Below are 25,881 nucleotides of genomic sequence, written 5' to 3'. Positions count from 1 at the left end.
CTTTTCAGTTAACCAAGATTTTCGAATACTTCATGGATGATTTGGCTTGGAGAACTATTGCTTAAGTTTTTATACAAGCAGCTTGCCGGCTTTTTCGGCAATACCTTGGCAAAAGCTTTCGCTTGTTCAGTCTCTCCTACTATATGGATTTCATCCCAGTGGCGCTCTTTTTTCAGCTTTTCAACTTGGTTGCCAATGTCTTTGTAGAAGCGGTCTAAATTTTCTTTCATTCTCCAGTTGAAGTCATCTGCCGCACTGCCTGAGTTTCCTCCTACATGGCTCTGAGGGCCAAATGAACTTGTACTGCTGCCTGCTGTATGTCCAGCAGAATGAACCCCTTTTTGCTCAATCCAGAAATCTAATCCCGGATCAAATTCGTGAAAAATCTCTTCATTTACTATTCCCATTGATGTATCAATGATTCGGACGCCTTTAAAACTCGGCAAAATGATTCCTGCATACGGATAAGCTTTATACATATAACGCAGTTCATCCAATACCGGTTTCGTCTCCCAATGGAAGCTTGTTTTTACCGGCACTTGGACGTAATGGACAAACCAGAGGTCCTGATGCGGCGATGCAAAAATAATCACGCCTTTGTGCAAATCGTTTTGGTGATCCAGAATTTCGCGTTCTACTTTTTTCTTTAATTTTTTATAATTATTTATTTCTTTCTCGTCTTGAGACGCCATTAAGTATTCATCTAAACGCTTAAGGCCGTTTTTAAGATGGATTCTCCAAGCACCGTTTTGAGCTTCTAAATCTGCTGGATTCGTATTTAAGTAAACGCTCAGTACACATCGGTCCTCACAGTTAAAATTCTTCAACTCTTGGATTTCGTTATACAAGATCATGCATTCATCATCCTCCTTAAATTCCATCCTTGTTATAGTGAATACCCGAAGACATTTTCCGTAAACGAGAATACTCCTTCTTTTTGAACAATCTGACGTTTAGAAAATTTTCAGGGTGGTAAACAAGAAATGCAAGAAACTAAAAGGAGTGAGTAAAGAAATGGAAAACGTTGATAAAAAAGTTGATGAGAAATTACGATCCTTTGACGACGAAAAGAAAGAAGACATTCTGGCCAATTTCAATCACTTCAAAGAGTACTTGAGCAGCAAAGTCGAAATCGGCGAAAAAATGGGATTAAGCGAAGAACGCTTAGCGCAGATTACCGAAAAAGTAGCCAACTATTTAGCGAAAAACGAAGAACCGAAAAACCGCGAAGAATACCTGTTACAGGAATTGTGGAAAGTCGGAGACAAAGAAGAACAGCATATGATGGCACACATGCTTTTGAAGTTAGTTAAAAAAGAATAAACAGAAAGACCTTCCTGTTTTAAGGAAGGCCTTTTTGTTTCTAATTAGCTATCCGTACATAACCTACAGCACAGGGCTGTTCAATAAGATGGCTGTTTTTCAAACAAGCGGAACATAAGGAGGTAGACAAAACCGCTGGCGATAGCCAGTATCCCCAAAATAGCGAATGTCCAGCCGAACCCGAACCAAGCTGTCATCGGAATTGATATTGGAGCAATCATCCGTCCAATCGTGTAGCGCATACTTGCTGCTGCAAAATACTGCCCGCGCATTTCTTCAGGCGCCAATTTTGATATAAAGCTTTGCTGCAGCCCCACTATCATCAATTCCGCAAATGTGAAAATCCCCATTGCCACGATCATGATCCAGAAAAGAGTAGTTAACGGGAAAATCCACATGGCCACTCCGTAAAGAACGGCCGCCATGAAAAATACCCATTTTTCCTGATACTTTGTCATCCATCTCGTAACGATGACTGTTGAAAGCGCCACAAGCAACCCATTTTCAGCAAGCAAGAATCCGAATGATGTCTCTCCTGTTACCGTCCACTCCCAATCGAATAGCGAAGCCACGGTTTGCACATTAATGCGCTCCTCTAAATACACAGGAATAAGCAAATCCAGCTGCATAAAAGTCTGTGCTCCAAGAATTCCTGCAATAATGAACAATAAGAACAACCGGTCTTTGAAAATCAGCCCATATTCGCGGAATTGTTTGCCTACAGCAGTAACCCAGCTCGCCGATGCCTCACTTCCCCATTTCTCCATTGTTTCTTGTGCCAAGGTTTCATTTGTATAAAACCGCATTACCAGACCAAGGGCCATGGAAATCAGAGCCACAGCTAGCAGCAACTCAAAACGGAAAGAGAAAAATAGCACCGCTCCAGCAAGAGGCCCGATAACTACAGCTATATTTAAAGTAGTATAGAATATAGCAAAGACATCACTCCGGTATTTCTCAGGAATAACATCAGCAATCATCGCTTGACTGGCCGGCCAGTAAAGAGAGCTGCACATTCCAACAATTGTAAAGGCAACAAATCCAAGAATAGGGGATTCGAGCCATGGGGAATTTGCGAAGGCGAACAACAAGAACGCTATTCCTTGGCCTATAGATGCCAACATCAGCATTTGCCTGCGTCCATAACGGTCTGCGCAATATCCTCCAACTAAATTTGAAGCAACTGAAAAAACTTGTGAGACAATGAGCAAAAAACCCGCCATTCCTTTCCCAAATTCTTCAGCAAAGTAAATCGCCAAAAACGGAAATACCATCCAATAACTTGTATTCATAAAAAATTCGCCTATAAGGCGAACTTTTAAACTTTGATCCCAATCCCTGATTTTCATGTTTTTTCCTCGCGTTCTCTAAACTTCTCCAAGCCCCTCAACTTGGTTCTTACTTGATTAATTCCAGCAGTTTGTAACTCAGGCAGATGTCGATCATCAGCTCTTTGCGCTCTTTGGCAAATTGAATGACAAGCCGCTCATGGTCACGTCCGATAATTTTCCCCGCACCAAAAACCCGGTGGCGGACTTTAGCGCCTTCTACCAGCACTTCATCCTGTTGCACGGCATTTGGGTTGTCTGGAACTTTGACCTTGATTGGTTTTGCCGGAGCAGCCGTTTGCTTTCTTACGGGCTGTTTATCTGGCACCACGATTTCCCGCACCTCAGCCATAAAACGGGACTCGTTGCCGCAACTGATCAATTCCAAATGGTTTTTTGCCCGCGTCATACCTACATAAAACAACCGGCGGGCTTCTTCCAGCAAATCTGGTTGCTCCGCATCTTCTTCTGTCGGGATAACACCTTCCACTAGATCAATCATATAAACTCGGTCGAACTCCAACCCTTTCGAGCTATGGAAAGTCGACAACGTTAACATATCATCAGTCTTTTCTGCCTTCGCCTGCTGGGTGACTTGCTCAAGTTCCTTTAAACGCTTGGCAAACTCAGTCATGGAGGCTAGCGGCTCTGCAATTTGTTCAAGCGTGACCAAAATCTGTGACAGGTAGTCCATCCGCATACCGAATTTTTCAGCGCGGCTCGAAAGCATTTGGTCATAACCAAGGTCACCTCGGATGGTCCGGATAACTTTTAACGGCTTCATCGTTTTTAATGCTTCAAACCACTTTTTTTGTTCCCCTAAAATCTTGATTTGATAATCCTTCAGTGTCACATTGAGATTAATTTCGTCGAATGCATTTTTATCCGATGGTTTCATGCGGCTCAAATACTTCAATTGTGAACCCGACCAGTAAGCATTCGTTTTTGAGGCGATTTTCGCGTAAATATCAAGGCGTTCGGGCTTTAAGCTAAAGCGCATAAAATTCAGCATATCTTCTACAATCCAGTGAGAGAAAAATCGATTATCGGCATCTTTCATATAAAAAGGAATGCCAAGGCGGTCAAGTTCACTCATTAACAGCGTAGATGACGAGTTATTGCGGTAAAGAATTGCCACATCGCCAAAACTCGTCAATTTCTGCAATTCTTTCCGCAAGTATTTTAGTTGATCTTCTTCAGAAGCGAGCTTACGCAAGACGATTGGGCTGCCTTCTGCTTGTTTCGTATACATGTTTTTGTCATGCCGTTTTTTATTCGATTTGATAAAGATATTTGCCGCATCCACAATAGTCTTCGAAGAACGGTAATTCCGCTCCATCTTCATGATATACGCTGTTGGATAGACATCTTTAAATTTCAATAAGTAAGTCGGTTCCGCGGCACGCCAAGTGTAAATAGACTGATCGTCGTCAGCCACGACACATAAATTATTATGCCTAGCCACAAGCTTCTCAACGATGGCATGCTGAATCAATGATGTGTCTTGGCTTTCATCTGTCATCACATAATCCCATCGCGCTTGATACTTCGCCAGAAGCACTTTGTCTTTTTCCAAAGCCTCATTGGCTAGGGTCAGCATATCATCGAAATCTACTAACCTTACGTCATAGTTCTCTTTGAATGCTTCATAGGTTCTTAAAATTTCAACAGCCCCAGGAAACGGGCCTTCAAGCTTATTCCACTTTGCTCTTGGAAGCATTTTGTTTTTGACGAAGCTGATAAAAGACGTCAACTCATCCAGTTGATCTTCTGTAATCGGCTCATCGTTCTCGGTCTGGTACATTTCGCGCAACAGCCGCTTTTTGTGCAGTCCATTGGTTTCGCTGCCTTCAATCATTACGTAACGTGAGCCTGAAAAGTACTCCCGCGTAATTTCAAAAGCCAGGCTATGGATGGTCGAAAAATCAACGGGCGCCTGTTTTGGAAAAAAACGCTTATAGCGTTCAAGCATATCGACGGCGGATGCCTTGCTGAACGTTATCGCTTTGATCCGCTGCGGGGCGACTCCTTTTTCTTCAATTAAATAGCCGATGCGCATGATCATCGTGGTCGTTTTCCCTGATCCTGGGCATGCCAAAAGCAACAATGGGCCTTCCGTGCGCTCCACCGCTTTTCGCTGTATTTTATTTAATTGGACTCCAAGTTCCTGCTGTTTGCGTTCAAAAAATTGGCTCATACGATACTCCTCCGGTTTTAAGTCCTTTTATTTTAACACAAGAAAAGCGCATGCGCCCGGTAGATTCGACGGGCATAAGGCAGATCGGCGAAGCGGGGTTCTTTGCCGCACAGCCGAGACGACTTATGACCCTAGAATCTGGGCGCTGGAGTCTGGACACAAGAAAAGCGCATGCGCCCGGTTAGCCCCGACAAGCGCTGGAGGGCTTAAGCGTCATGGCGCTTTTTGCCATGAACTTAAGGCCAAAGCGACCTCGAGGGGCTGGGCGCTGGAGTCTGGACATGAAAAAGAGCCCATAACAATGAGCCCTTTTGCTTTGAATTTTGTTTTCTTGACCCTTGTTATTTTGAACTTAAAATTTCGCTTACCCGGCCAACTTGGCCGTCTTCAAGACGCACCTTAATGCCATGGGGATGGGTCGCAGAATTTGTTAGTAAATCCTTCACTACGCCACGCGTTTTCTTTCCTGTACGCTGGTCTTGCTTCAATACGATGTTCACTTCTAGGCCTGGTTTTACGTCACTTCTTTTTTTGCCGTCCATATCTTATTACCTCCTGCTTTTCTTCTATCATATCGCAATAAACACAAAAAAGCGGGGAATTCCCCGCTTTGTGTGTTCGCTTCAATTAAAAACGGTCTTTTTTGCCGCGATCTAAATTCGTATTTGTGTCATCGTCAATGTCCGCTTCTTCACGGCGAACTGTCTCATTGATAGTTTCCGTATCTTGGACTTTCCGTTTACCGACAACAATCTCTTCACTAACAACATTTGTTTTGTTGACTTCCACACGTTCTTCCGTTAATGGAATGTGGATGCTGTCGCCTTCTTGATAAGCATCAGCTGAGACACCTGAACCGCCGCGAGTTGTGTCAGTGGCATTCTCGTTGACAGGGCGGCGTTCGATTACAATTTCTTCCCGCTCAACCGGAACATCGATTGTTTGTCTTTCTTCTACTACATGTTTTCCAACGTTTACTTCGCCTGTTTGTACACGATCCTTGTCCACTTGCAAACGCTCTTCGTGAAGACGGAGTGTCTCTTCATCGGCATCCCGGTTTCTATCTAAACTGCCGTTAGTGCCTGAATTCAGATTAGAACCGCCTTGCCGATCATCCGTCCGGCTTCTGTCTGCGTCGCCGCTAAAGCCTGTTCCTACTATTCTATCATTTGTACCGCGTGTATCGCTGCGGTCGGAGCTAAATGTGCCGCTGTCTGATGTTTTTGAACCTTCATCAGTTCCATACGTGTCGGTATCGCGATGACCTCGATCATTGTCGGAATCGTTAGATCCGAAGAGGCCACCAAGGATACCGCCGCCACTCTTAGAGTTGTCGTCTCTATCCGATCTATCACTTACACGATTATCGTCCCTGTCGGATCCGCCGCCAAACAAGCCGCCTGAATCTCGGTTGGTTGTTGTTCTATCATCAGCGCCTTGTCCACCCGAGCCAAACATGCCAGTAGAGCTGTCTGTTGTTGCACTGCTATCGCGGTCTCTATTTGTTGCGGAAAAGTCATTTACATTCCGGTCTGGATTCGGCGTATCGTTTACAACACCGCCTGTTCCTAAGCCAAAACCTGTGCCAGTTTTGTCTCCGACTCCAGCAGTCTCATCATAACTGGTATTGTCGCTAGAGCTTGGGCTTTTCGATCCGTCAGAATACAAGTCTCGCCGATCTTCATTAAAATAAACATCATTTTGATCATTTGTATCCACCGTCAATCCGTCACGGGCTACTGTGCCTGTATCCACATAATTGGTACGGTCAGGCGATGGCGTTCCGTATGCTGCATTTTGAGTTCCTGTGCTTTGGTTGTTGTCCATATAATCGCGGTCAACGAATAATAAGATTCTTCCGTTCTGAACTTCATTGTAGTAACGGTCCGCTTCCTGCTCATCTACGCCCATTCCTGCAAACGCCTGGCGCACAGGCTCATTGCCGGACAGGAAGCCCATGAATTTGTCTTTCCAATTGCCTTCAGCCGATTTATAGTCCACGTCTGTCCGGCCGCGTACCATGGAAAGCTGATCTTCATCCTTTGCCATAACGTACATATGGTCTTCTGTAGCGCCTTGCGCTTTCAGTTCTTCAATCTTTCTCAATACTTCTTGTTCGCTGTCGAACGTTCCCATAAACTTATTGTCGGCCATTTTCTTTTCCTCCAATTCATTATGTGTATCGATGAAAATCTTGCTTGCCTTAAAAATACCCTCCTGTTGTTTTCTCAAACATCCCAAGAAATCGGCGGTTCAACTGGCGGCAGACCAAACACTCTGACTCTAATCTATCGAAAAAAATCGGATGCCCTGTCCTTCGCCTCCTTTCCTTTTCAACTATTCTTTTCAAAGTAGATATCACTCTTCTACTACCCTATGTATTACGACGAAAACGCATGCACACAACAATTCCGACAATTTATTTCGATTAAAATATAAGGGCCGCCCGGCAGTATAAAAGGCCTTTCTCGCATTGAAAAACCCTCCTTTGTTTAAACAAAGGAGGGTCAATTTTTATAATTTATTATACCAAGTTTTTGCAGCTTCCACTTCAGACATGGTCAATTGATGGCCATGGTTTTCCCAATGGAGCTCTACGTTTGCCCCAGCGTTTTGAAGCAGCTTTTCAAGGTCTGTCGACTCTTCAGGCGGGCAGATCGGATCGTTTGTCCCGGCGGCGATAAACACCGGAGTCCCAGTTAAATCCGGAAGTTCTGTTTCACGGTTCGGTACCATTGGGTGATGAAGAACAGCGCCTCTTAAAGCGTCAGCATAAGTGAACAACAAATTACCCGCGATATTCGCACCATTCGAATAGCCGACTGCAATAACGTTGCTGCGGTCAAAGCCGTATTTTTGGGCTGCTTGATCGATAAAATCGTAAAGCTCTTTTGTACGCAATTTCAAATCTTCCATATCAAAAACGCCTTCAGCCAAGCGTTTGAAGAAGCGAGGCATTCCATTTTCCAAAACATTTCCGCGGACGCTCAGGATGGACGCACCCGGATCGATGTGTGCCGCTAAAGGCAAAAGGTCGCGTTCATTGCCTCCTGTGCCATGAAGCATTAAAAAAGTGGGACTTTCCGGTTTTGAACCTTGCTGAAAAATATGTTCCATTGTTATAAAACCTCCAGTTTTTATCTAGTTATTGTATATTCATCCTTCATAAAAATATCTCGAATTAAAGATAATGTTATCACATTATGTAGTCATGGGCCAAATGAAATGATTGAAAAACAGAAAAAAACCGCTTAGATTCCTAAGCGGTTTCAACAAATCATTAAATAACAGCTTTTAATAACTCTTCCAAATTTTCTTTTGAGAAATGGTAATTTTCATTGCAGAAATGGCATTGGGCTTCTGCTTGGCCATCAGTTTCAATCATGTCTTGTATTTCTTCAGTGCCCAAGCTTTGAATAGCGTTTGAAATCCGTTCTCTCGAACATTGGCATTGGAATTGGACCGGCATGGTATCAAGGAATTTGACATTCCCTTGACCAAGCACTGCTACCAAAATTTCTTCAGGGGTCATTCCATCACGCACCATCTTCGAAATCGTCGGAATTTCTTTCAAACGTTCTTCAATATTGATAATCACTTCTTCTTCCGTACCTGGCATTAACTGGATAATGAAACCACCTGATGCCTGAATTGAATTATCAGGATTGACAATAACTCCTACGCCGACAGAAGAAGGTGTTTGTTCTGAATTGACGATGTAATTTGTAAAATCTTCACCCAGTTCGCCTGAAACAATCGGTACTTGCCCAATATAAGGCTGCAATAATCCGATGTCCTTTGACACTGATAAAGTTCCTTCAGTACCGACAGCTCTTCTGACATCCAGTTTTCCTTGATCATTCAAATCAAAGTGGGTTTGCGGGTTTGAAACATAGCCGCGTACTTCTCCGTTGGCATTAGCGTCCACTAAGATGGTGCCAAGCGGGCCACCGCCATTAATTTTAATAGTTAACTTTTCGTTGCCTTTCATCATCGCGCCAAGCATGACGCTCGCTGTCATTGAACGGCCAAGTGCCGCCGAAGCGGTTGGCCAAGTGTAATGGCGGCGCTGTGCTTCTCCCACTGTTTCCGTTGTGCGGGCAGCGTAAGCACGTACTTGTCCATCATATGCCAAAGCTTTCACTAAATAATCATTCATCATATTTTCACATTCTTTCTATATAAGTAGTAAGATAAGATCAATTCAACAAAGATTTTTCATGGCGCACTTTTTCAGGAGTGACGTCATTTCCAAGTGGATCCAATACAGTAAGGCCAGTTACAGTGTTCTCGACCTGCCCGCGGATTTCTCTTAAATAATCTTCACGCAAAACTTGCTGCTCGACTTTTTCAGCATTGGTCAATCCAGTTTCCCGTGCTTTCTTGGCTAATTCATTTATACGTGTCAGGCTGACAATCATCTGTCTCCCCGCCTTTCTTATGCAACCATTTTTTCTTGGACCCATCGCTGCAATTCTTCTGTCTTCAAACGGAAAGGCTGCTCTTTCATTTTTTCAGCTAATGCTGCGATGGTTTCCCTTTTCATCACTAATTTCCAGGCATATTCCGCCTCATCCATCAAACCCGTCAACAAGCAACAGCTTTCTTCTTGTTTCAATTCAAGCATGTCGCCCAAAATACCGCTTGAAGAATACAGCGATTTCTGTCCTTCTATTGCCTGATAGATGTCGTAGACACAAATATTTTCCGGTCTTTTCGTAAGTTTAAATCCGCCTTTTACTCCCGGTACGGAAGTGATTAGATCAGCGTTAACCAATTTTCTTAAAAGTTTCTGAAAATAAGTTGGAGAAGTGCTTAACAGTTGGCTTATCGCTTCACAAGGCAATACCGCTTTGTTTGGCAGCATATTCAGCAACAATATAGCGTAAACCGATTGTTCGACTCCTGTTTTCATATGCATCATTATTACCCCCGGCATTTACTAAAGCGGATAATAAATGTCCGCATTAGTAAATAATAATAGATTGCGGTATAAAAGTAAAAGAATCGGCTTGCACTATACCCCTGAACAAGTTTCGCTCATAGCAGCCGAGAACTCACTTATAAAGTCCATAAATCTGCTCGTAAATGCCAGATTATTGACCGCAGAAAAAAACCATCCTCATCGGATGGTTTTTGATTTCATATGAACGTGGTAAACGCGCCATAGCACAATGCTAAAATAATAACGAAGGCCGGATGGAGTTTGCGGATTTCAAGCAGCCAATAGCTGACGGCAATCAGCACAATTGTTTGAATGCTGCCGGAGGTTTCTGTCGACGTCAAGAAAAATTGCAGGGTCATTGCACCAAGCAAAACCGCGATAACCGGCCGGATTAATTTTGTGATATTTTTAACCTGCATGGAATTCTTGTATTTCATAAGAGTTGCCATCAAAATTAACATCAGTAAAAGCGAAGGGGCGATAGAAGCAAACAATGCCACAATGGAACCGAGCACGCCGCCTTCCATGTATCCGATATAGCCTGCCATTTTCGTCGCAATTGGACCTGGCAGAGCATTTCCCAGCGCCAACACTTCCCCGAATTCCTGTGTGCTCATCCACCCGTAGCGGTCGACCACTTCTTTTTCAACAAGCGGGATTGAAGCCGGACCACCGCCATATCCCAAAATTCCTGGAATGAAAAACGCGAGAAAAATGGACCAATAAATCACGTTGTTCCCCCCCTCTTCTTGAACGGCAACAAGACAATAACCAAAATTCCGATTATCAATACCGCTGGGTGGATGTGAAGCACTTCAAGTAAGATAGCGAATACAATGGTTAACACCACTGCCCGCTTCCAACCTAACGACTCGCCGGATTTTTTCAGGAAGTCCCATGTCATCACCGCTAGCATGACTCCTACAACTGGCACAACAGCTGCCGACATATTATTGACCCATTCCAGATCTTTGAACTGCTGAAGCATGCCAAGCAACAAAATCATCAAGAGGACTGTCGGAACGACTGATGCCAGCAAAGCGACAAGGCTTCCGGTGATTCCATTGACCCGATAGCCGATATAGCCGGCCATCTTTGTCGCAATCGGGCCTGGCATAGTGTTTCCCAGGGCCAACGTATCACCGAATTCGTCATCCGTCATCCATTTGTATTTTTTTACGGCTTCGCGATGAAAAAGCGGAATAGAGGAAGGACCTCCTCCAAACCCCAAAATACCGATACGGAAAAAGGCGGCAAAAATGTCGGCATTCGTTTTCAGGCCTGAAACTCCGCTTCCCTTTCCTCGCGTTTTGCCTTCACTTACCAAACAGCTACTGCTCCGTCCGTACGTGATTCAGTGCCGCCTGATAATACGCCCGTTTCCGGGTTTCTCCAAATGATTTGGCCGCGGCCGAACGCTCCGCCGTCTGTTGCCACTTGGATTTGGTGGCCTTTCCGGGCCAACGACTGGGCCAAATAATTCGGGAAATGGGGTTCGAGCAATATTGTTTTTCCTTCCATCCACTGCCATCTTGGTGCATCGAGCGCGGCTTGCGGATTCAGCAAGTAATCGATGGTATTGGTCACTACTTGGAAATGTCCTTGAGGCTGCATATAGCCGCCCATGACGCCAAACGGCCCAACAGCTTTTCCGTCTTTCGTCAAAAATCCTGGAATGATTGTATGGTATGTGCGCTTTCCGCCTCTGAGAACGTTTGGATGCCCTTCTTCGAGCGAGAAATCTGCACCGCGGTTTTGCAAGCCGATTCCTGTTCCAGGAATGACGATTCCAGAACCAAAGCCCATATAATTGCTTTGGATATAAGAAATCATATTTCCTTCTTCATCAGCAGCGGCTAAATACACCGTTCCGCCTTTCGGCAAATCATAGGGTTCTGGAAGGGAAGCTGTAGTTCCAATCGTTTCCGCACGTTTTTTCGCATAGTCATCAGAAAGCAAATGTTCTGTGCTTACCGGCATTTCCGCCGGCTCTGTGATAAATTCCTTGCCGTCTGTAAACGCCAGTTTCATCGCTTCGATTTGTTCGTGATATGTTTCGGCAGATTGCCATTTAGGTTCGTTCAAGTTTTTGAAAATGTTAAGCGCCATTAATGCGATCATGCCTTGCCCGTTTGGCGGAATTTCCCATACATCATAGCCTCGGTAATTGGCTGAGACTGGCTCTACCCATTCTGGCTGATAAGCTGCAAGGTCTTCTTTTGATAAAAATCCGTTGTGTTTTTGCACATGATCCGCAATTTTTTCTGCAAGCGCTCCTTCATAAAATGAACGGGCATCAGTTTCTCCAATTTCCCTTAAGGTAGAGGCGTGCCCGGGAGAAGACCACATTTCTCCAATTTCAGGCGCTTTGCCATTTGGAGCGAATGTATCAAACCACGCTTGATACTCTTCTGCAGTAAACGAAGATTTAAACTTTTCGTATGCCAGTTTCCAGTATTTCCCTAGAATCGGCGTTAATGGATACCCTTCTTCCGCGTATCGGATGGCCGGTTTCAATGCTTCTGCAAGCGGCAGCTTTCCGAATTTGCGTGACAGTTCAGCCCATGCAGCAGGTGCTCCAGGAACTGTGATTGGAACTACACCATGCACGGGCATTTTTTCATGGCCAAGCGCTTTTACCGCTTCTGGAGAAATACTTTGCGGGGCAGGACCTGAACTGTTCAAGCCATGAAGCTTGTCTTTTACCCATACAAGCGCAAATGCGTCTCCTCCAATGCCGTTCGATGTTGGTTCCACTACTGTTAACGCTGCTGCAGTGGCAATCGCTGCGTCAATGGCGTTTCCGCCATTTCGCATCACTTCGATTCCCGCTTGCGCCGCTAAAGGCTGGGATGTTGCCACCATTCCTTTTTTTGAAAATACCGTGTGCCGTTTTGATTTAAACGGATGTTGTAAGTAATCCATTAAAATTCCTCCAGTATCATGATAAGAGCCAGCTGCAGGAGAGTTCCCCCTGCACCCGGCTCAGAGTTTAACGCCAGCAAAATGGCATGCCGCGAAGTGGCCTTCTTCATGTTCAATGAATTCAGGTCTGTCGACTTTGCAAACTTCCTGTGCCATTGGGCAGCGTGTGTGAAATACGCAGCCGCTTGGGGGATTTGACGGGTTCGGCATATCGCCGACCAAACGGATCCGTTCTCTTTTCGCATTCATATTCGGTCTTGGTATAGCGGATAACAAGGCTCTCGTATATGGATGAAGCGGGTTGTTGAAAATTCTCGAGACATCGCTCATTTCCACCGTATGCCCTAAATACATCACCAATACTCTATCACAAAAATAACGAATTACGCCCAAATCATGGGAAATGAATAGATAAGACAAATTGTATTTTTTCTGTAAAGCTTTCAGCAATTTTAAGACTTGTGCTTGGACCGATACGTCCAGTGCCGATACGGCTTCATCGCAAATGATAAATTGAGGGTTTAGGGCAATTGCTCTTGCAATGCCAATCCGCTGCCGCTGACCGCCGCTGAATTCATGCGGGTAGCGGTCATAATGCTCTGCTTTCAACCCTACTTCTTTCAATAAATCTACAACTGCATTTTTCCGCTCTTGCGCAGATAAGTCCGTATGCATTTTGAACACTTCATCTAGTGCATGGCCTACACGCTGTCTTGGGTTGAGCGAAGCGTATGGATCTTGGAAAATCATTTGCATCTCTTTTACAAATTTCTTTTTCTCTTTGCGCTTCAAATCCTGAATTTCTTCGTTGTTGAATTTAATCTTTCCGTCCGTCAGCTCTTCAAGCCCAAGAATCGTTCGCCCAAGAGTAGACTTTCCACAGCCGGACTCGCCGACAACACCCAGGCTTTCACCTTTATACAGTTTCAAGGACACCGATTCGACAGCTTTCACATTGCCTTGGACCCGTTTTAAAACGCCGCCTTTGATTGGGAAATATTTTTTTACTCCATTCAATTCTAATAAAACTTCAGGCTTGGATGGCGATTTTACCGTTGTTTCCATTTTTCTCGGCCTCCCCTTCAGCAAGCCAGCAACTCGCAGAATGTCCTTTTGATACAGTAAATTGTGGCGGCTCTTGAACTTTGCACTTCTCCATTGCAAATTTACAACGCGGATGGAATCGGCATCCAGGAATTTGTTCGTTTAATCCGGGCATATTTCCTGGAATCGGTTCAAGTTCAAAATCCGGATCATCTACATTAGGCACTGAATTCAGCAAACCAATTGTGTACGGGTGCTGCGGATTATTGAAAATCTCTTCTACAGGACCTTCTTCAATTTTCTTTCCCGCGTACATGACCATTACCCGGTTGGCGACTTCGGCAACTACTCCCATATCATGTGTGATCATAAGTACGCCCATATTCAGCTTTTCTTTTAAGTCATTGATCAAATCCAGAATTTGCGCTTGAATGGTCACGTCAAGTGCCGTGGTAGGCTCATCCGCTATTAATAAGCTTGGATGGCAAGCCAGGGCCATAGCGATCATGACCCGCTGGCGCATCCCCCCGCTCAGTTCATGCGGATATTGGTTCAATCTTTTTTCCGGATTTGGAATTCCTACTTGCCGGAGAAGTTCGATGCTTTGTTTTGATGCTTCCGCTTTTGATACCTGATGATGCAAGAGCAATGGCTCTCTAAGTTGATAGCCGATTGTTAATACCGGATTCAATGCAGTCATCGGCTCTTGGAAAATCATCGACATTTTGTTGCCGCGGAGTTTGCGCATTTGTTCATTTGAAAGCTTTTGGAGAGGTTCGTTATTCAACAGAATCTCTCCGCTTTCAATTACGCCATTCGACGCCAGCAAACGCATGATGGATAAAGAGGTAATGCTTTTCCCGCAACCCGATTCTCCAACGATGCAAAGCGTTTCTCCTTTATCAACATGAAAAGAGACATCTTTAACCGCTTGCAATGAACCCTCCGCTGTACGAAACGACGTCACCAAATTTTTCACTTCAAGTAATGTCTCTGCCATATTCTTCCCTACTCTCTAGTTACGTTATATAGGCTCCATTGGCCATTCGGATCCATTTGCAAGCCTTTGATTGATTCGTCAGTGGCAGAAGTTACTACACCGTGATACATAACAACTCCAACATCTTCGTTAAGCAATAATTCGTTTGCTTCGTTCAGGAATTTTTCACGTTCTGCTTGATCTACAGTTGTACGTGATTGTTCAACCAATTTATCGAATTCAGGGTTGTTGTACTGGGACATATTCGAAACTCCGACGTTATCTGAATGGAAGTTCGGGTAAAGCATCTCAGAACCATCACCCGTTACGTTCGACCAGCTCAAGAAAGTGAGGTCATAATCTCCAGCGCGTGCTGTATCCAGGAAAGTCGCCCACTCCATTGTTTCAATTTGCACATCAAATCCAGCTTCCGTTAATTGTGATTGAACAATTTCAGCCATCTGGACAAACGTACCGCGGTTAGCTGCAAGCAATTTGATCGGCTCGTCGCCAAATCCATTTTCTTCAACCATTTGTTTCGCAGCTTCCGGATCGTAAGCAGTTGCACCATTAGCGGCAGCTTCGCTGTATCCAAATACTTTAGGTCCAATGATGCTGTCGTTTCTTACACCTAAACCGTTCAATTGTTCAACGATTGCGTCGCGGTCTACAGCCGCCGCGATGGCTTTGCGGAATTCAGGATTTTGGCCGCGTTCAGTATTATGGTTAGGCGATAACCAGTAAACCGGCGTTCCTTCCTGTTTTGTCACTTCGACATTTTCAATTGCTTCAATTCGTGACAATTGCTCTCCCGGAAGTGCATCTAAGAAGTTGACTTCTCCAGTTTGCAGCATTGAGATGGCAGTTGAAGTTTCAGGAACAACTTTGAATGTTACTTTGCTTAAAGCAGGCGCGCCGCCCCAGTAATCTTCGTTCTTTTCAAGGACGATTTGATCGCCCGTTGACCAGCTGACGAACTTGAATGGCCCTGTTCCTACCGGTTCTTTCATCAAATCTTGCTTCTCATCAGCAGTCGGAGAAACGATCGAAGCATTTGAGTGAGACAAAGCAGCAATCATTGAACCGTATGGATATTTTGTTTTGATTTCCACAGTCGTATCATCTACAGCCGTGATTTCTTCCACTGGCTCCAGCAAAGAAGCGCGAGGTGCTGCAGTTGCGGGGTCACGCAATTTATCAAATGTATATTTGACCGCTTCTGCATTGAAAGGAGTTCCATCTTGGAAAGTAACGCCTTCTCTTAATTTGATTGTCCAAGTTAACTCATCCGGATTTTCATAAGACTCAGCAAGCTTCGGTACAAGTTCCAAGGTTTCAGGATCGCGTTCGAATAATGTTTCATATACTTGGCCGATGACGCTGGAAGAAACTGAGTCGTTTGTTAGAATCGGAGAAAGTCCGACAGCATCTGTGGTTGATGCATAGATGACTTCTTGCCCTTCTGCTGGTGCTGAAGAGCTTGAAGAACCTGTATCAGAAGTTTCGGCTCCTTCAGGAATCGTACTTTGTGAACATGCGCTTAAAAGAATCATGCCGAGTACCGCTAAGAAAACCAACCAATATTTCTTCATCAATATTCCCCCATATGTTTTAGTCTTGTAAATCCATGTTTGGATCAAGTGCGTCCCGCAACCCATCGCCCAGGACGTTGAATGCAAATACTGTCAGCATGATGGCGATGCCGGGAACAATCGTCAAATGCGGCGATGACCACATGAACGCTTGCCCTTGTGAAATCATTGCGCCCCATTCCGGTGTCGGCGGCTGGGCTCCGAGGCCCAAGTAACTAAGTGAAGCAGTTGAAAGAATGGCTGTTGCCATCCGCATTGTTGCAAATACGATAATTGGAGCGGAGGCATTCGGCAAGATATGCCGGACCATGATCCGTAAGTCAGAAGCACCCATCGAACGCATTGCCATGATGTATTCCTTCTCTTTAATAGAAAGAACCGAACCGCGGACAATACGCGCACATGTCGGAATCGACCAGATGCTGATAGCGATTGCCACGTTCACCAGGCTTGTACCAAGAATCGCGATGATCAGCATCGCAAGCAAGATTCCCGGGAAAGAGAAGAGCAAATCGACAAATCGCATGATGACTGCATCCAACTTGCGGTAGTAACCGGCCAGCATCCCAAGGATAATTCCTCCAACCAGGCCAAGTGTGACGGCTATACTCCCTACTACCAGAGAAATCCGGGCCCCGTATACAATCCGGCTCCAGACATCCCGGCCATAATTGTCGGTACCAAGCCAATGCCCTGGACTGAACATTGGCAATTCACTGTCCGCTAAGGTTTGCTTGATGGGGTCATGCGTTGTGATCATCGGTGCAAAAATTGCCATCAAGATTTGCAGCAAGACGATGATCAGTCCGACGATGGCCAACTTATTTTTAAACAAGCGCTTCAATGTAGTGACAATGTATTTTTCCCGCTTTTTTTCTTTTAACTTTACTGTTTCGACCGTTGTCATAGCATTCCCCCCTTTTTAATCATATTTAATTCGAGGATCGATATAGGTATAGATAATATCAACGATCAAATTGACAAGAACGAATAACGAAGCGACGAGCAAGACGGACCCTTGAACCATTGGAAAGTCACGTGCTGCGATTGCATCGATCATTAGTCGGCCAACTCCATTGATTGCAAAAACTTTTTCTGTAATGATGGTGCCGCCAAGCAGGAAACCGAAATTCAGTCCAATAACTGTAATTATCGGAATCATGGCGTTTTTCAATGTATGAATCCAAATGACACTGCTTTCTTTGACCCCTTTAGCTCGCGCTGTCCGCACATAATCAGCGCGGATTACTTCAAGCATTGAACTTCTTGCCATTCGGGCAATCATCGCTGCAGAACCTGTTCCAAGTGTAATTGCCGGTAAAATCAATTCTTTAATGCCGTCAATTGTGTAAAACGGATGTGACATTCCACCGACTGGCAGCCACTGAAGATTGACTGCAAAGACCAGGATGAGCAATGCACCTAACCAGAAATTCGGAATAGAAATTCCAGCAAGAGCAAACGTAGTCGCTGAGACGTCCAACAAAGAATTTTGCTTCAACGCCGAGACGAGTCCTGTAAGGATTCCAATGATTACCGCCACAATCATACTGGCGATTGCAAGCTTTAATGTATTCGGAAACCGGACCGAGATTGCGTCCGCTACCGGTTGGGTTGTTTGGTAGGAATAACCAAAGTCTCCCTGAATAGCGTTGCCGATATACCTTGCATACTGTGCGAGAAACGGATCATCCAAGCCTAAGTTTGCTCGGATGGCAGCAATATCCGACTCTGTTGCCGTTGGTCCTCCGATTATAGCCGCCGGATCCCCTGGCGCAATATACATGGAAGAAAAGACCAAGAAAGATATGCCAAAAAGTAAAAAGACTAATTGAAGCGCGCGGCGAATAATTAATGAAACCAAAATCCCACCTCCGTATCATTTGTTAATCAATTATTTAAATTCGCTTAACAAAAGTAAATAGTTTGATAAATCCGATTATAAAGTAAGAGAATATAAAAATCTATATGAATTTTCAAAAAAGTTATATTTTCTTATTTTTAATTTACAAGCCGATTGCGAATCAGTCTAATTCCTTACTTTTCGTCGGCGATATTTGTCACTAAATCATCTTTTGTCATTTTTCCTTGCCAAAAGCTTCATATCATTTTGCAAGGAAAATAGAAGAACCCTGCAGCATAAGGAATGTGCTGCAGGGTTCTTCTCTAAGGCTATTGTTTGTTGGTTACTTTGTTCAAATACCAAATACCGTTTGGATCAAGTTTAAGCCCTTCTACCGAATTCGGTGTAGCAGATGTTGTCATTCCGTGGTACATGACGATTGCTGCATTATCATCAAGCATCATTTTATTCGCTTCATTCAATAACTTTTCCCGTTCTTCAGGCTCAATGGTTGTGCGGGATTCTTCCACTACCTTATCAAATTCTGCGTTGTTGTACTGCGCACGGTTTGAAGTGCCGATGTTATCGGAATGGAAGTTCGGATAGAACATCTCCGAACCATCGCTTGTAACATTCGCCCAGCTAAGGAATGTCATATCGAATTCGCCAGCGCGTGCCGTTTCAAGGAATGTTGCCCACTCCAGCATTTCAATTTCCACATTGAATCCTGCTTCAGTTAATTGGGATTGGACGATTTCCGCCATCAATATGAAGTTTTCACGGTTGGCGGTTAATAATTTGATCGGCTCGTCGCCAAATCCATTTTCTTCAACAAGTTTTTTTGCTGCTTCAGGATCATATGCCGTTCCCGCTTTGTCGAGAGCAGGATCATAACCGAATACTTGCGGCCCAAGAATGCTGTCGCTCCGAACGCCTAATCCTTCCAGTTTTTCCACAAAAGCATCGCGGTCTATTGCACTGGCAATCGCTTTTCGGAAGTCCGGATTTTGGTTGCGTTCTTTCGAGAAGTTGAACGTCAAGTAATTCATGGATGTCGCTTCTTTTTTCGTCACTTCAATGTTTTCAATTGATTCGATTCGTGAAATCTGTTCAGTCGGCAAAGCATCCAAGAAATTCACTTCCCCGGTTTGAAGCATCGAAATGGCTGTTGAAATTTCCGGCACCACTTTGAACGTCACTTTATCCAGTTCAGGCGCGCCTCCCCAGTAATCTTCATTTTTCTCAAGCACGACTTGGTCTCCTGTAGTCCAACTAACAAATTTAAATGGTCCTGTTCCTACAGGATCTTTCATCAAATCCTGGTTTTCATCCGCAGTTGGCGAAATAATGGACGCGTTTACGTGAGACAAAGCAGCAAGCATCGGGCCATATGGATATTTCGTTTTGATTTCTACCGTTAAGTCGTCCACTGCTGTTATCGTGTCAACCGGCTCCAGTAAAGAAGCGCGCGGGGCAGCAGTAGCTGGGTCGATCAGTTTTTCAAACGAGTATTTCACCGCTTCAGCATTCAACGGGGTGCCGTCATGGAATTTTATACCGTCTTTCAATTTGAAAACCCATGTCAATTCATCAGTCGCCTCAACCGATTCCGCTAACTTCGGCTCAAGTTCCATCGTTTCCGGATTTCTCTCCACTAGCGTTTCATATACTTGGGTAATGACATTCGACGATACAGAGTCATTCGTCAGAGTCGGCGAAAGGCCTACAGCATCGGAAGTAGAGGCATAAATAATTTCTTGTTCAGCACCTTCCGATCCGGATGAACCTGAATTGGCATCGGCGCTTTCTGCACCTTCCGGTATCGTACTTTTCGAACAAGCAGCTAAAAAAAGTAAACCAACTATCACGAATAAAACCACCCAGTGTTTTTTCATTTACAATCCCCCGTTTGTTTGTTTTCCTTGTGCAGCTCCTGCTGCCATTGTTATACAACTGCAAGCTTTCGAATTTGCCTTTTGGCCTTTCTTTGCTGTTAACCCCTCTCTTCTTCCTTGCTGTTTTTTTCACAAATTGAACAAAAGATGGAATTTGATATATTTTCCGTTCATTTGTTAATCATATCCTTATTTTTAATTAACAAAAAATTAAAAACAATATAGCAATTATAGGTGACGATTTTCTTAAAATCAATACGAATATTCAAAATAATATAATTTTTAATATAAAAAAGCTTGAAGCAAACTGATTTGCTCCAAGCTTTTAAAGTTTAAGACCGTTTCTGCTTTTAAACCGGCGAAGAAGAATATGGCTTTCCACTCGCGTGATTCCCTCTAGCGCATAGAGTTCTTCATTAATAAATTTTTCCAAGTCAATAAAATCGTCGACCAAAACATGCATGTGCAAGGTAGATGGCCCCGTCATCTGATAGCAGCTGGCCACACTTGGATTGTCAGCTAACGCTTGTGCTACTTCTACAAGCGAAGAGGGTTCACAATCCACTTCAAAAAATCCGGAAACTTTTTTCCCTACTTTTTCGCTATTGATCACCACTGTGAACTTCTCAATAACTCCCTCTTCCGACAAGTTATGAACCCGTTCCCGAACCGCTACCCGGGACAGATTCAATTCCTTTCCGATGTCCACATAAGAGCAGCGCCCATTCTTAGTCAACAGTTCCAGTATTTTTTTATCGATATCATCTAGTTTCATAAAAGCACCTCAACGCTATAGTCTTGAATTGATTATAAGACTTTATCTTCCGTTTTGAAAGGAAAATATTATTTTTTTTTCCGTTTTGAATTTCTTCGGCATTTTCAATTGTTCAATCGCAGTTCTGTGCACCAAATACCAGGCGCTACTTCAAAATCTTTTTGTTCAACAAAACCTAAAGAAACATACAATTTTTTTGCAGGGATGTTGGCTTGGCCGGTCGTTACGATAAATTTGTATCCCGGAAATTCCGATAATAGGAAAGTGATTAGCTTGCTGGCAATTCCTTGGCGAAAAGAATCCGGATGTATAACGAGCCGATGGATATCAATAAGCTTTTTCTCTTGTTTATACGAGATAAACCCTTTCAACTCATCCTCAAAAAAGCCAATGAATGTTTCATCGCTTTTTTGAATATCCTCGACCGTTTCTTTTAAAGGAGGAATTCCATCAAAACCGATCAATTCTGCTTCTATCCGATACGCGGGAATTTGGATAGCCCACATCTTTTCCGCAGTTTCTTCTTGTTCATTGGCTAACTGTCGGATCACTTCAATTCCTCCTTGCTTTCATTGCGCATACCCTTCCGGTATTTAATTTCAACGTATTACTTTTTACATAAAAAGTCAAATCCTATAAATAATAACTTGCACTGAATTAAGCCCGATAATATATTATACAAAATACAGTACTGTTTATAAAATAATAGTAAAAAAGGAGGAGTGTTTATTAATACTCAGTTCAAAAAAGGCGTGTTAAATTTATGCGTCCTCGTTTTATTAGAAAAACAAGATCGTTATGGCTATGAGTTGGTTCAAAAGATTTCTGACCAAATTGCCATATCGGAAGGCTCAGTTTACCCCCTATTACGGCGCTTGACGAAAGAAGGCTATTTCACGACCTATTTGCAGGAATCTTCCGAAGGCCCGCCGCGCAAATATTATCAATTAACTGAAGCGGGAAGAACTTATCTGTATGAACAACTGGCGGAATGGAAAAGCTTTACTGCCGGAGTCAATCAACTAATTGAAGAGGGGGTGCAAAATGACTGAAAATCAATTTTTAACAGAACTGAACCATGCTTTATCACAGCTTCCTGAAGAAGAGCGCAACGACATTATGCAAGATATCCAAGAGTATTTTTCTAATGGGCGGCAAGATGGCAAATCAGATTTTGCGATTGCCTCAGAGCTTGGCCCTCCCCAGACCATCGCCAAAGAATTAGCAGAATCATATGATTTTGCACAAACAAAAAACACCGATGTATTGAGGGACACTTTTGATAAAGTGGATATACAACTCGATACGGGCTCTCTCCTTATCGGCCCTTCCGCGGACAGTGAAATGCGTGTTGATATTAAAGACAAAGACTACAAACAGCAATTTTCCACCGACATTGTCGGACATACACTTGTAGTCACATTGAAAAACGAAAAAAAATGGGGACTTTTTAGCTTTAATGTCAATACGAAGTCTCCAGTAGTCACTGTCGAATTGCCCCCAAAAACATATGAACATATCAAACTTCAAACAGGCAGCGGGCGTATTGAAGCAAATAGGCTCCAAAGCGTGGAATTTTTGGCAGAGTCTGATAATGGACGTATTCAGTTACGTGAAATTGCGGGGAATCAGCTGATTGCTGAGTCTGATAATGGCGCTTTGGAACTGCGCAAAATCCAGTCAGATGCAATTACCGCCAAAACCGATAATGGCAAAATTGAAATGCAAGACGTCCTGGCAAAAAAAGCAAAAATTGAAACCGATAATGGAAGTATTCTCATGGCAAACGTTGAGGGAGATATTCAAGCTGAAACCGATAATGGGCGCATCACTCTGCAGGCGCGTGATATCGAAAGGAATATCGATCTTAAAACCGATAACGGCGGCATTGTTGTTGAAACAATGAATGCGCCAATAAATGTCACTATACAAGCAGATCGCGACAATGGAAAAGCGGCAATCTTTAACGAAAAGGCAGCCACTTCATCTTTGGCGATGGCCGCAACAGTGTCCGGCTGAAAACTGATAATGGCAGTTTGACTTTGAAACACGTATAACTGAGAAACCGCCTTTCAGCGGTTTTTTTTATTATCAATAAAGTTTTTTACCTTCTCCATTGCGGCTTCCGCATCTTTATAGCCTTGATTGTACAAATGGGTCAATTTTTCAGCGTCTCGTTCAAAACCATTTATCTTGTATAAGTTAGCTGGCCGTATAATCAAAATTTCCCCTTCGGCTTCCAGCTTTTCAACAAACGCTAACGTTTCGTTATAGCGCAAGTACCGGTCTTCCATGCTCTTAACGATGCCCGGAAATTGCCGGTAAAGGGTCGGCATGACACGCGCAAACGAAGATTTCTTTTTTCGGTACCCACTTTCCCGTGTTAGGATAACAATTGGTTTTGTTACGCCATCCGATAATGCTTTCCGAATAGGAATCGGATCTGCGACACCGCCGTCCATCAATAGCCGGCCCCCAAATTCAACCGGCTTGGCCATAAAAGGAAGTGAGCTTGAAGCGCGTACAATGGCCAACACGTCTTTGGCATGCTCGCTTTTTTCAAAATAAACCGCTTCTCCTGTCAAACAATCGGTCGTACCTATCACAAATTCTTCTGTCGCTTCATTGTATTGGCGGTAATCAAAGGGGACCAGCTTGTTCGGAATTTCATCAAAAATCAAGTTCATACCAAACAATTCCCTGCGAAGCAACAAGTTTTTCATTGAAATATAATCCGGATGGTGGACATAGCCGATTGTCACTTCCTTGTTTCGTCCAGTTTGGCGGGATATGTAAGAAGCTGCATTACAGGCACCAGCAGATACCCCAATCACATAATCCACAAAAATTCGTTCTTCCAAAAACTTTTCAAGCACACCGCCTGTATAGACGCCGCGCATACCTCCACCTTCCAAAACAAGGCCGCTTTTCATCATCTTCCCCCTATCAAAAAAAGCCGGCTTTTAATGGCGCCAGCTCTCCGTCATCCTACTTTTTCGATTAACTCCGGCCCGTTGTTTTTCGGTGAATTGACTGCTGGAGACACTTCGTACGCTTCCATTTGTTTTGCATCAAAGGGCTTTAATAACCCACTCAGCACTTCTGGGTCTTGTACACTTGGATCCAGCCAAACTTTTTCCGCTTCTTTTGACAGTACTACAGGCATTCGATCATGGATTGCAGCCATTAAATCATTCGGCTTCGTCGTCAAAATAGAACAGGTATTGACCGTTTTTCCATCCGGTGATTTCCACGATTCCCACAACCCGGCAAATGCAAATGGTTCTTCAGATTTCATCTTAATGCGCATAGGGGTCTTTTGCTCATCCACGCGCCGCCATTCATAAAAAGAATCCGCCACGATCAAACAGCGTTTCTTCTTGAATGCGTTGCGGAAACTCGGTTTTTCCGCTGCGGTCTCGGCACGTGCATTAATCATTTTATAGCCGATTTTTGGGTCTTTTGCCCACGGAGGGATAAGGCCCCATTTTAATAATCCTAGCCTGTTTTTTGTGCCATCGTTTACCACCGCAATAACTTGCTGGGATGGCGCAATATTATAATTAGGGGAATAGGCACTTTCATCCAGGCTGACTTCTTCAATATCAAAGCGTTCCAATATCGCTGCATAATCCGTAAACAAGGAATATCTTCCACACATAGCGTTCACTCCTTCGCTTGTTCTTTCTTTAATATACCCGCACTTTTTTCGCCTAAAGCAATTTCTACGGCTGTTTTTGCATGGATTTCTGCTGTATCAAAGACGGGAACCGGCGAATCTTCTGGCTTGATCAATAAACCGATTTCTGTACAGCCTAAAATAATTCCTTCAGCGCCATCTTTTATCAGTTTATCGATAACCTTCTGGTAAAACTTTTTTGAAGGCTGGCGGATTTCCCCTACACACAATTCATCAAAAATGATTTGGTTGAGCCGATTCCTGTCTGTTTCATCCGGAACCAAAACAATTAAACCATTGTCTATTAACCGGGATTTATAGAAGTCCATTTCCATCGTATAGTTGGTTCCAAGCAGACCAATTGTTGTAAGATTTGCTTCATGGATTTTCTGCACAGTTGCATCCGCAATGTGGACAATCGGTACTTCCACTGCAGTCTCAAGTGCCTCTATCACGATGTGCATGGTGTTAGTACATAGGACAACCAGTTCCGCGCCAGCTTTTTCAAGAGTTTGGGCCGCTTCGGCCAATAGGCGCCCCGCTTCCATCCACTTATCTTGTCGCTGCATGCGCTCGATTTCTTCAAAATCCACACTGAAAAGAATACATTTGGCTGAATGCAACCCTCCCAATTTCCGCTGCACTTCTTCGTTTACAACCCGGTAGTACTCTGCCGAAGATTCCCAACTCATTCCGCCGATTAGGCCAATGGTTTTCATATTGCGGAACACTCCCTTTCTTTTTCTGCTATTAAAACAATTCTTCTTTTTTCCCGCCGTTCCTGCCTACTCCAACCGCCCAAATGGCATGAAGTGCCTTTATCACCCCGTTAACCGGCAAAGAGTGGTATAATGAAAATACAACGATTTCTATTAGGAGGAATGACATGGCTACTGCACGAGAAATGAGTCTGGTAAATAAGGATTTTCTGGTAGAAGAACTTGGGCTGAAACAACAAGGAAACTCGACCGTCTTTACGAATGAAGATTGTTTTGTGTTATCCCCTTCGGTTCAGCGATACGAAAAAGGCTTTGATATCAGCGAATTTAATTTGGCGAAGTTTGATCCCGAGCGCCAGCAAGGATTCTTGATCGTACGGTATATGGACACCTTTTTAATGGCGAAACTTGATAGTTTCAAAGAAAAAATGATGCCTCCCGAACTTTTGATTTCAAAGAAAAATACAAAACCACATTGGAAATTCACAGTTGCTGAAAATCCGGCATATCACCTTGTAAATACCCAAAACAAAGAACTTCGCTATCGCTTGCAAGAACCGACGAAAAAACAAATCATCTCGTTCTTCAAAAAAATATAATAGCCGGAGGAAGAAGGAAGCTATTTGCAGCTAAGCAA

Annotated in this window: 27 protein-coding genes; 4 read left to right on the top strand and 23 right to left on the bottom strand. The window is 43.8% G+C overall.

The window, feature by feature from the left end:
- Positions 1–8: 8 nt before the first annotated feature.
- Positions 9–854: a VLRF1 family aeRF1-type release factor gene (locus FQV28_RS00620; protein ID WP_146493654.1), complete on the bottom strand. Its 846-nt coding sequence runs from the start codon at positions 852–854 to the stop codon at positions 9–11.
- A 160-nt stretch (positions 855–1,014) separates the two neighbouring features.
- On the opposite strand from FQV28_RS00620, the gene FQV28_RS00615 reads away from it, so the two are divergent.
- The gene (locus tag FQV28_RS00615) at positions 1,015–1,323 is read left to right on the top strand and encodes a DUF3243 domain-containing protein (RefSeq protein WP_146493653.1); all 309 of its coding nucleotides are present in this window, start codon (positions 1,015–1,017) and stop codon (positions 1,321–1,323) included.
- Positions 1,324–1,403: 80 nt separating this feature from the next.
- Here FQV28_RS00615 and FQV28_RS00610 read toward each other — a convergent pair whose 3' ends face one another.
- The 19 genes from FQV28_RS00610 to FQV28_RS00515 all read right to left on the bottom strand — a co-directional run bounded on the left by FQV28_RS00610 (position 1,404) and on the right by FQV28_RS00515 (position 21,397).
- Complete coding sequence (locus FQV28_RS00610) at positions 1,404–2,672, bottom strand: MDR family MFS transporter (RefSeq protein ID WP_146493652.1); 1,269 nt, start codon at positions 2,670–2,672, stop codon at positions 1,404–1,406.
- A gap of 49 nt (positions 2,673–2,721) precedes the next feature.
- A complete protein-coding gene (locus tag FQV28_RS00605; RefSeq protein ID WP_146493651.1) occupies positions 2,722–4,848 on the bottom strand; it encodes an ATP-dependent helicase in 2,127 nt (708 codons plus the stop codon).
- Between the two features lie 341 nt (positions 4,849–5,189).
- On the bottom strand, positions 5,190–5,390 hold the full coding sequence (locus FQV28_RS00600; protein WP_146493650.1) for a YwbE family protein: 201 nt from the start codon (positions 5,388–5,390) through the stop codon (positions 5,190–5,192).
- An 85-nt stretch (positions 5,391–5,475) separates the two neighbouring features.
- Positions 5,476–7,002, bottom strand: a complete 1,527-nt coding sequence (locus FQV28_RS19395; protein WP_255472746.1) for a DUF2382 domain-containing protein — start codon at positions 7,000–7,002, stop codon at positions 5,476–5,478.
- Positions 7,003–7,362: 360 nt separating this feature from the next.
- The gene (locus FQV28_RS00585; RefSeq protein ID WP_146493649.1) at positions 7,363–7,965 is read right to left on the bottom strand and encodes an alpha/beta hydrolase; all 603 of its coding nucleotides are present in this window, start codon (positions 7,963–7,965) and stop codon (positions 7,363–7,365) included.
- Between the two features lie 163 nt (positions 7,966–8,128).
- A complete protein-coding gene (gene hslO / locus FQV28_RS00580) occupies positions 8,129–9,007 on the bottom strand; it encodes an Hsp33 family molecular chaperone HslO (protein WP_146493698.1) in 879 nt (292 codons plus the stop codon).
- A gap of 40 nt (positions 9,008–9,047) precedes the next feature.
- Positions 9,048–9,269: a DUF896 domain-containing protein gene (locus FQV28_RS00575; protein WP_146493648.1), complete on the bottom strand. Its 222-nt coding sequence runs from the start codon at positions 9,267–9,269 to the stop codon at positions 9,048–9,050.
- Between the two features lie 17 nt (positions 9,270–9,286).
- Positions 9,287–9,769 carry an RrF2 family transcriptional regulator gene (locus FQV28_RS00570; RefSeq protein WP_146493647.1) on the bottom strand — a complete coding sequence of 161 codons (483 nt, stop codon included), beginning with the start codon at positions 9,767–9,769 and terminating at the stop codon, positions 9,287–9,289.
- Positions 9,770–9,990: 221 nt separating this feature from the next.
- Positions 9,991–10,524: a chromate transporter gene (locus tag FQV28_RS00565; protein ID WP_146493646.1), complete on the bottom strand. Its 534-nt coding sequence runs from the start codon at positions 10,522–10,524 to the stop codon at positions 9,991–9,993.
- Positions 10,521–11,072 (bottom strand): chromate transporter, encoded by a 552-nt coding sequence (locus FQV28_RS00560; protein WP_146493697.1) that lies wholly within the window; start codon positions 11,070–11,072, stop codon positions 10,521–10,523. The genes FQV28_RS00565 and FQV28_RS00560 overlap by 4 nt, the downstream gene beginning before the upstream one ends.
- A 41-nt stretch (positions 11,073–11,113) precedes the next feature.
- Positions 11,114–12,718 (bottom strand): gamma-glutamyltransferase family protein, encoded by a 1,605-nt coding sequence (locus FQV28_RS00555; protein WP_146493645.1) that lies wholly within the window; start codon positions 12,716–12,718, stop codon positions 11,114–11,116.
- 60 nt (positions 12,719–12,778) lie between these two features.
- The gene (locus FQV28_RS00550) at positions 12,779–13,783 is read right to left on the bottom strand and encodes an ABC transporter ATP-binding protein (protein WP_146493644.1); all 1,005 of its coding nucleotides are present in this window, start codon (positions 13,781–13,783) and stop codon (positions 12,779–12,781) included.
- Positions 13,749–14,762 (bottom strand): ABC transporter ATP-binding protein, encoded by a 1,014-nt coding sequence (locus FQV28_RS00545; protein ID WP_146493643.1) that lies wholly within the window; start codon positions 14,760–14,762, stop codon positions 13,749–13,751. The genes FQV28_RS00550 and FQV28_RS00545 overlap by 35 nt, the downstream gene beginning before the upstream one ends.
- 8 nt (positions 14,763–14,770) lie before the next feature.
- Positions 14,771–16,333, bottom strand: a complete 1,563-nt coding sequence (locus FQV28_RS00540) for a glutathione ABC transporter substrate-binding protein (protein ID WP_186763743.1) — start codon at positions 16,331–16,333, stop codon at positions 14,771–14,773.
- Between the two features lie 19 nt (positions 16,334–16,352).
- Positions 16,353–17,240, bottom strand: a complete 888-nt coding sequence (locus FQV28_RS00535; protein WP_146493641.1) for an ABC transporter permease — start codon at positions 17,238–17,240, stop codon at positions 16,353–16,355.
- A 15-nt stretch (positions 17,241–17,255) separates the two neighbouring features.
- On the bottom strand, positions 17,256–18,197 hold the full coding sequence (locus tag FQV28_RS00530) for an ABC transporter permease (protein ID WP_146493640.1): 942 nt from the start codon (positions 18,195–18,197) through the stop codon (positions 17,256–17,258).
- A gap of 308 nt (positions 18,198–18,505) precedes the next feature.
- Positions 18,506–20,071 (bottom strand): ABC transporter substrate-binding protein, encoded by a 1,566-nt coding sequence (locus tag FQV28_RS00525; protein WP_146493639.1) that lies wholly within the window; start codon positions 20,069–20,071, stop codon positions 18,506–18,508.
- Between the two features lie 325 nt (positions 20,072–20,396).
- Positions 20,397–20,846, bottom strand: coding sequence for an Lrp/AsnC family transcriptional regulator (locus FQV28_RS00520; RefSeq protein ID WP_146493638.1), 450 nt, complete (start codon positions 20,844–20,846; stop codon positions 20,397–20,399).
- 104 nt (positions 20,847–20,950) lie between these two features.
- Positions 20,951–21,397 carry a GNAT family N-acetyltransferase gene (locus FQV28_RS00515; protein WP_255472745.1) on the bottom strand — a complete coding sequence of 149 codons (447 nt, stop codon included), beginning with the start codon at positions 21,395–21,397 and terminating at the stop codon, positions 20,951–20,953.
- Between the two features lie 177 nt (positions 21,398–21,574).
- On the opposite strand from FQV28_RS00515, the gene FQV28_RS00510 reads away from it, so the two are divergent.
- Positions 21,575–21,898, top strand: a complete 324-nt coding sequence (locus FQV28_RS00510; protein ID WP_146493695.1) for a PadR family transcriptional regulator — start codon at positions 21,575–21,577, stop codon at positions 21,896–21,898.
- Positions 21,891–22,865, top strand: a complete 975-nt coding sequence (locus FQV28_RS00505; RefSeq protein ID WP_146493637.1) for a DUF4097 family beta strand repeat-containing protein — start codon at positions 21,891–21,893, stop codon at positions 22,863–22,865. The genes FQV28_RS00510 and FQV28_RS00505 overlap by 8 nt, the downstream gene beginning before the upstream one ends.
- Positions 22,866–22,918: 53 nt before the next feature.
- Here FQV28_RS00505 and FQV28_RS00500 read toward each other — a convergent pair whose 3' ends face one another.
- From FQV28_RS00500 to FQV28_RS00490, 3 genes are read right to left on the bottom strand one after another with little or no spacing between them, the layout of a single operon-like run.
- On the bottom strand, positions 22,919–23,779 hold the full coding sequence (locus FQV28_RS00500; RefSeq protein ID WP_146493636.1) for a patatin-like phospholipase family protein: 861 nt from the start codon (positions 23,777–23,779) through the stop codon (positions 22,919–22,921).
- Positions 23,780–23,829: 50 nt separating this feature from the next.
- Entirely contained in the window at positions 23,830–24,507 is a 678-nt protein-coding gene (locus FQV28_RS00495; protein ID WP_146493635.1) for an SOS response-associated peptidase, read from the bottom strand.
- A gap of 5 nt (positions 24,508–24,512) precedes the next feature.
- Positions 24,513–25,244: an aspartate/glutamate racemase family protein gene (locus FQV28_RS00490; protein ID WP_146493634.1), complete on the bottom strand. Its 732-nt coding sequence runs from the start codon at positions 25,242–25,244 to the stop codon at positions 24,513–24,515.
- Between the two features lie 167 nt (positions 25,245–25,411).
- Between FQV28_RS00490 and FQV28_RS00485 the strand changes: the two genes are divergently transcribed.
- Positions 25,412–25,843, top strand: a complete 432-nt coding sequence (locus FQV28_RS00485; RefSeq protein WP_146493633.1) for a hypothetical protein — start codon at positions 25,412–25,414, stop codon at positions 25,841–25,843.
- Positions 25,844–25,881: the final 38 nt, after the last annotated feature.

It is taken from the genome of Planomicrobium sp. CPCC 101079, from assembly GCF_007859275.1.
Taxonomy (GTDB): Bacteria; Bacillota; Bacilli; order Bacillales_A; family Planococcaceae; genus Planococcus.
The sequence above is the reverse complement of the archived record's forward strand: the minus strand, read 5'-3'. Positions and strand labels throughout refer to the sequence as shown.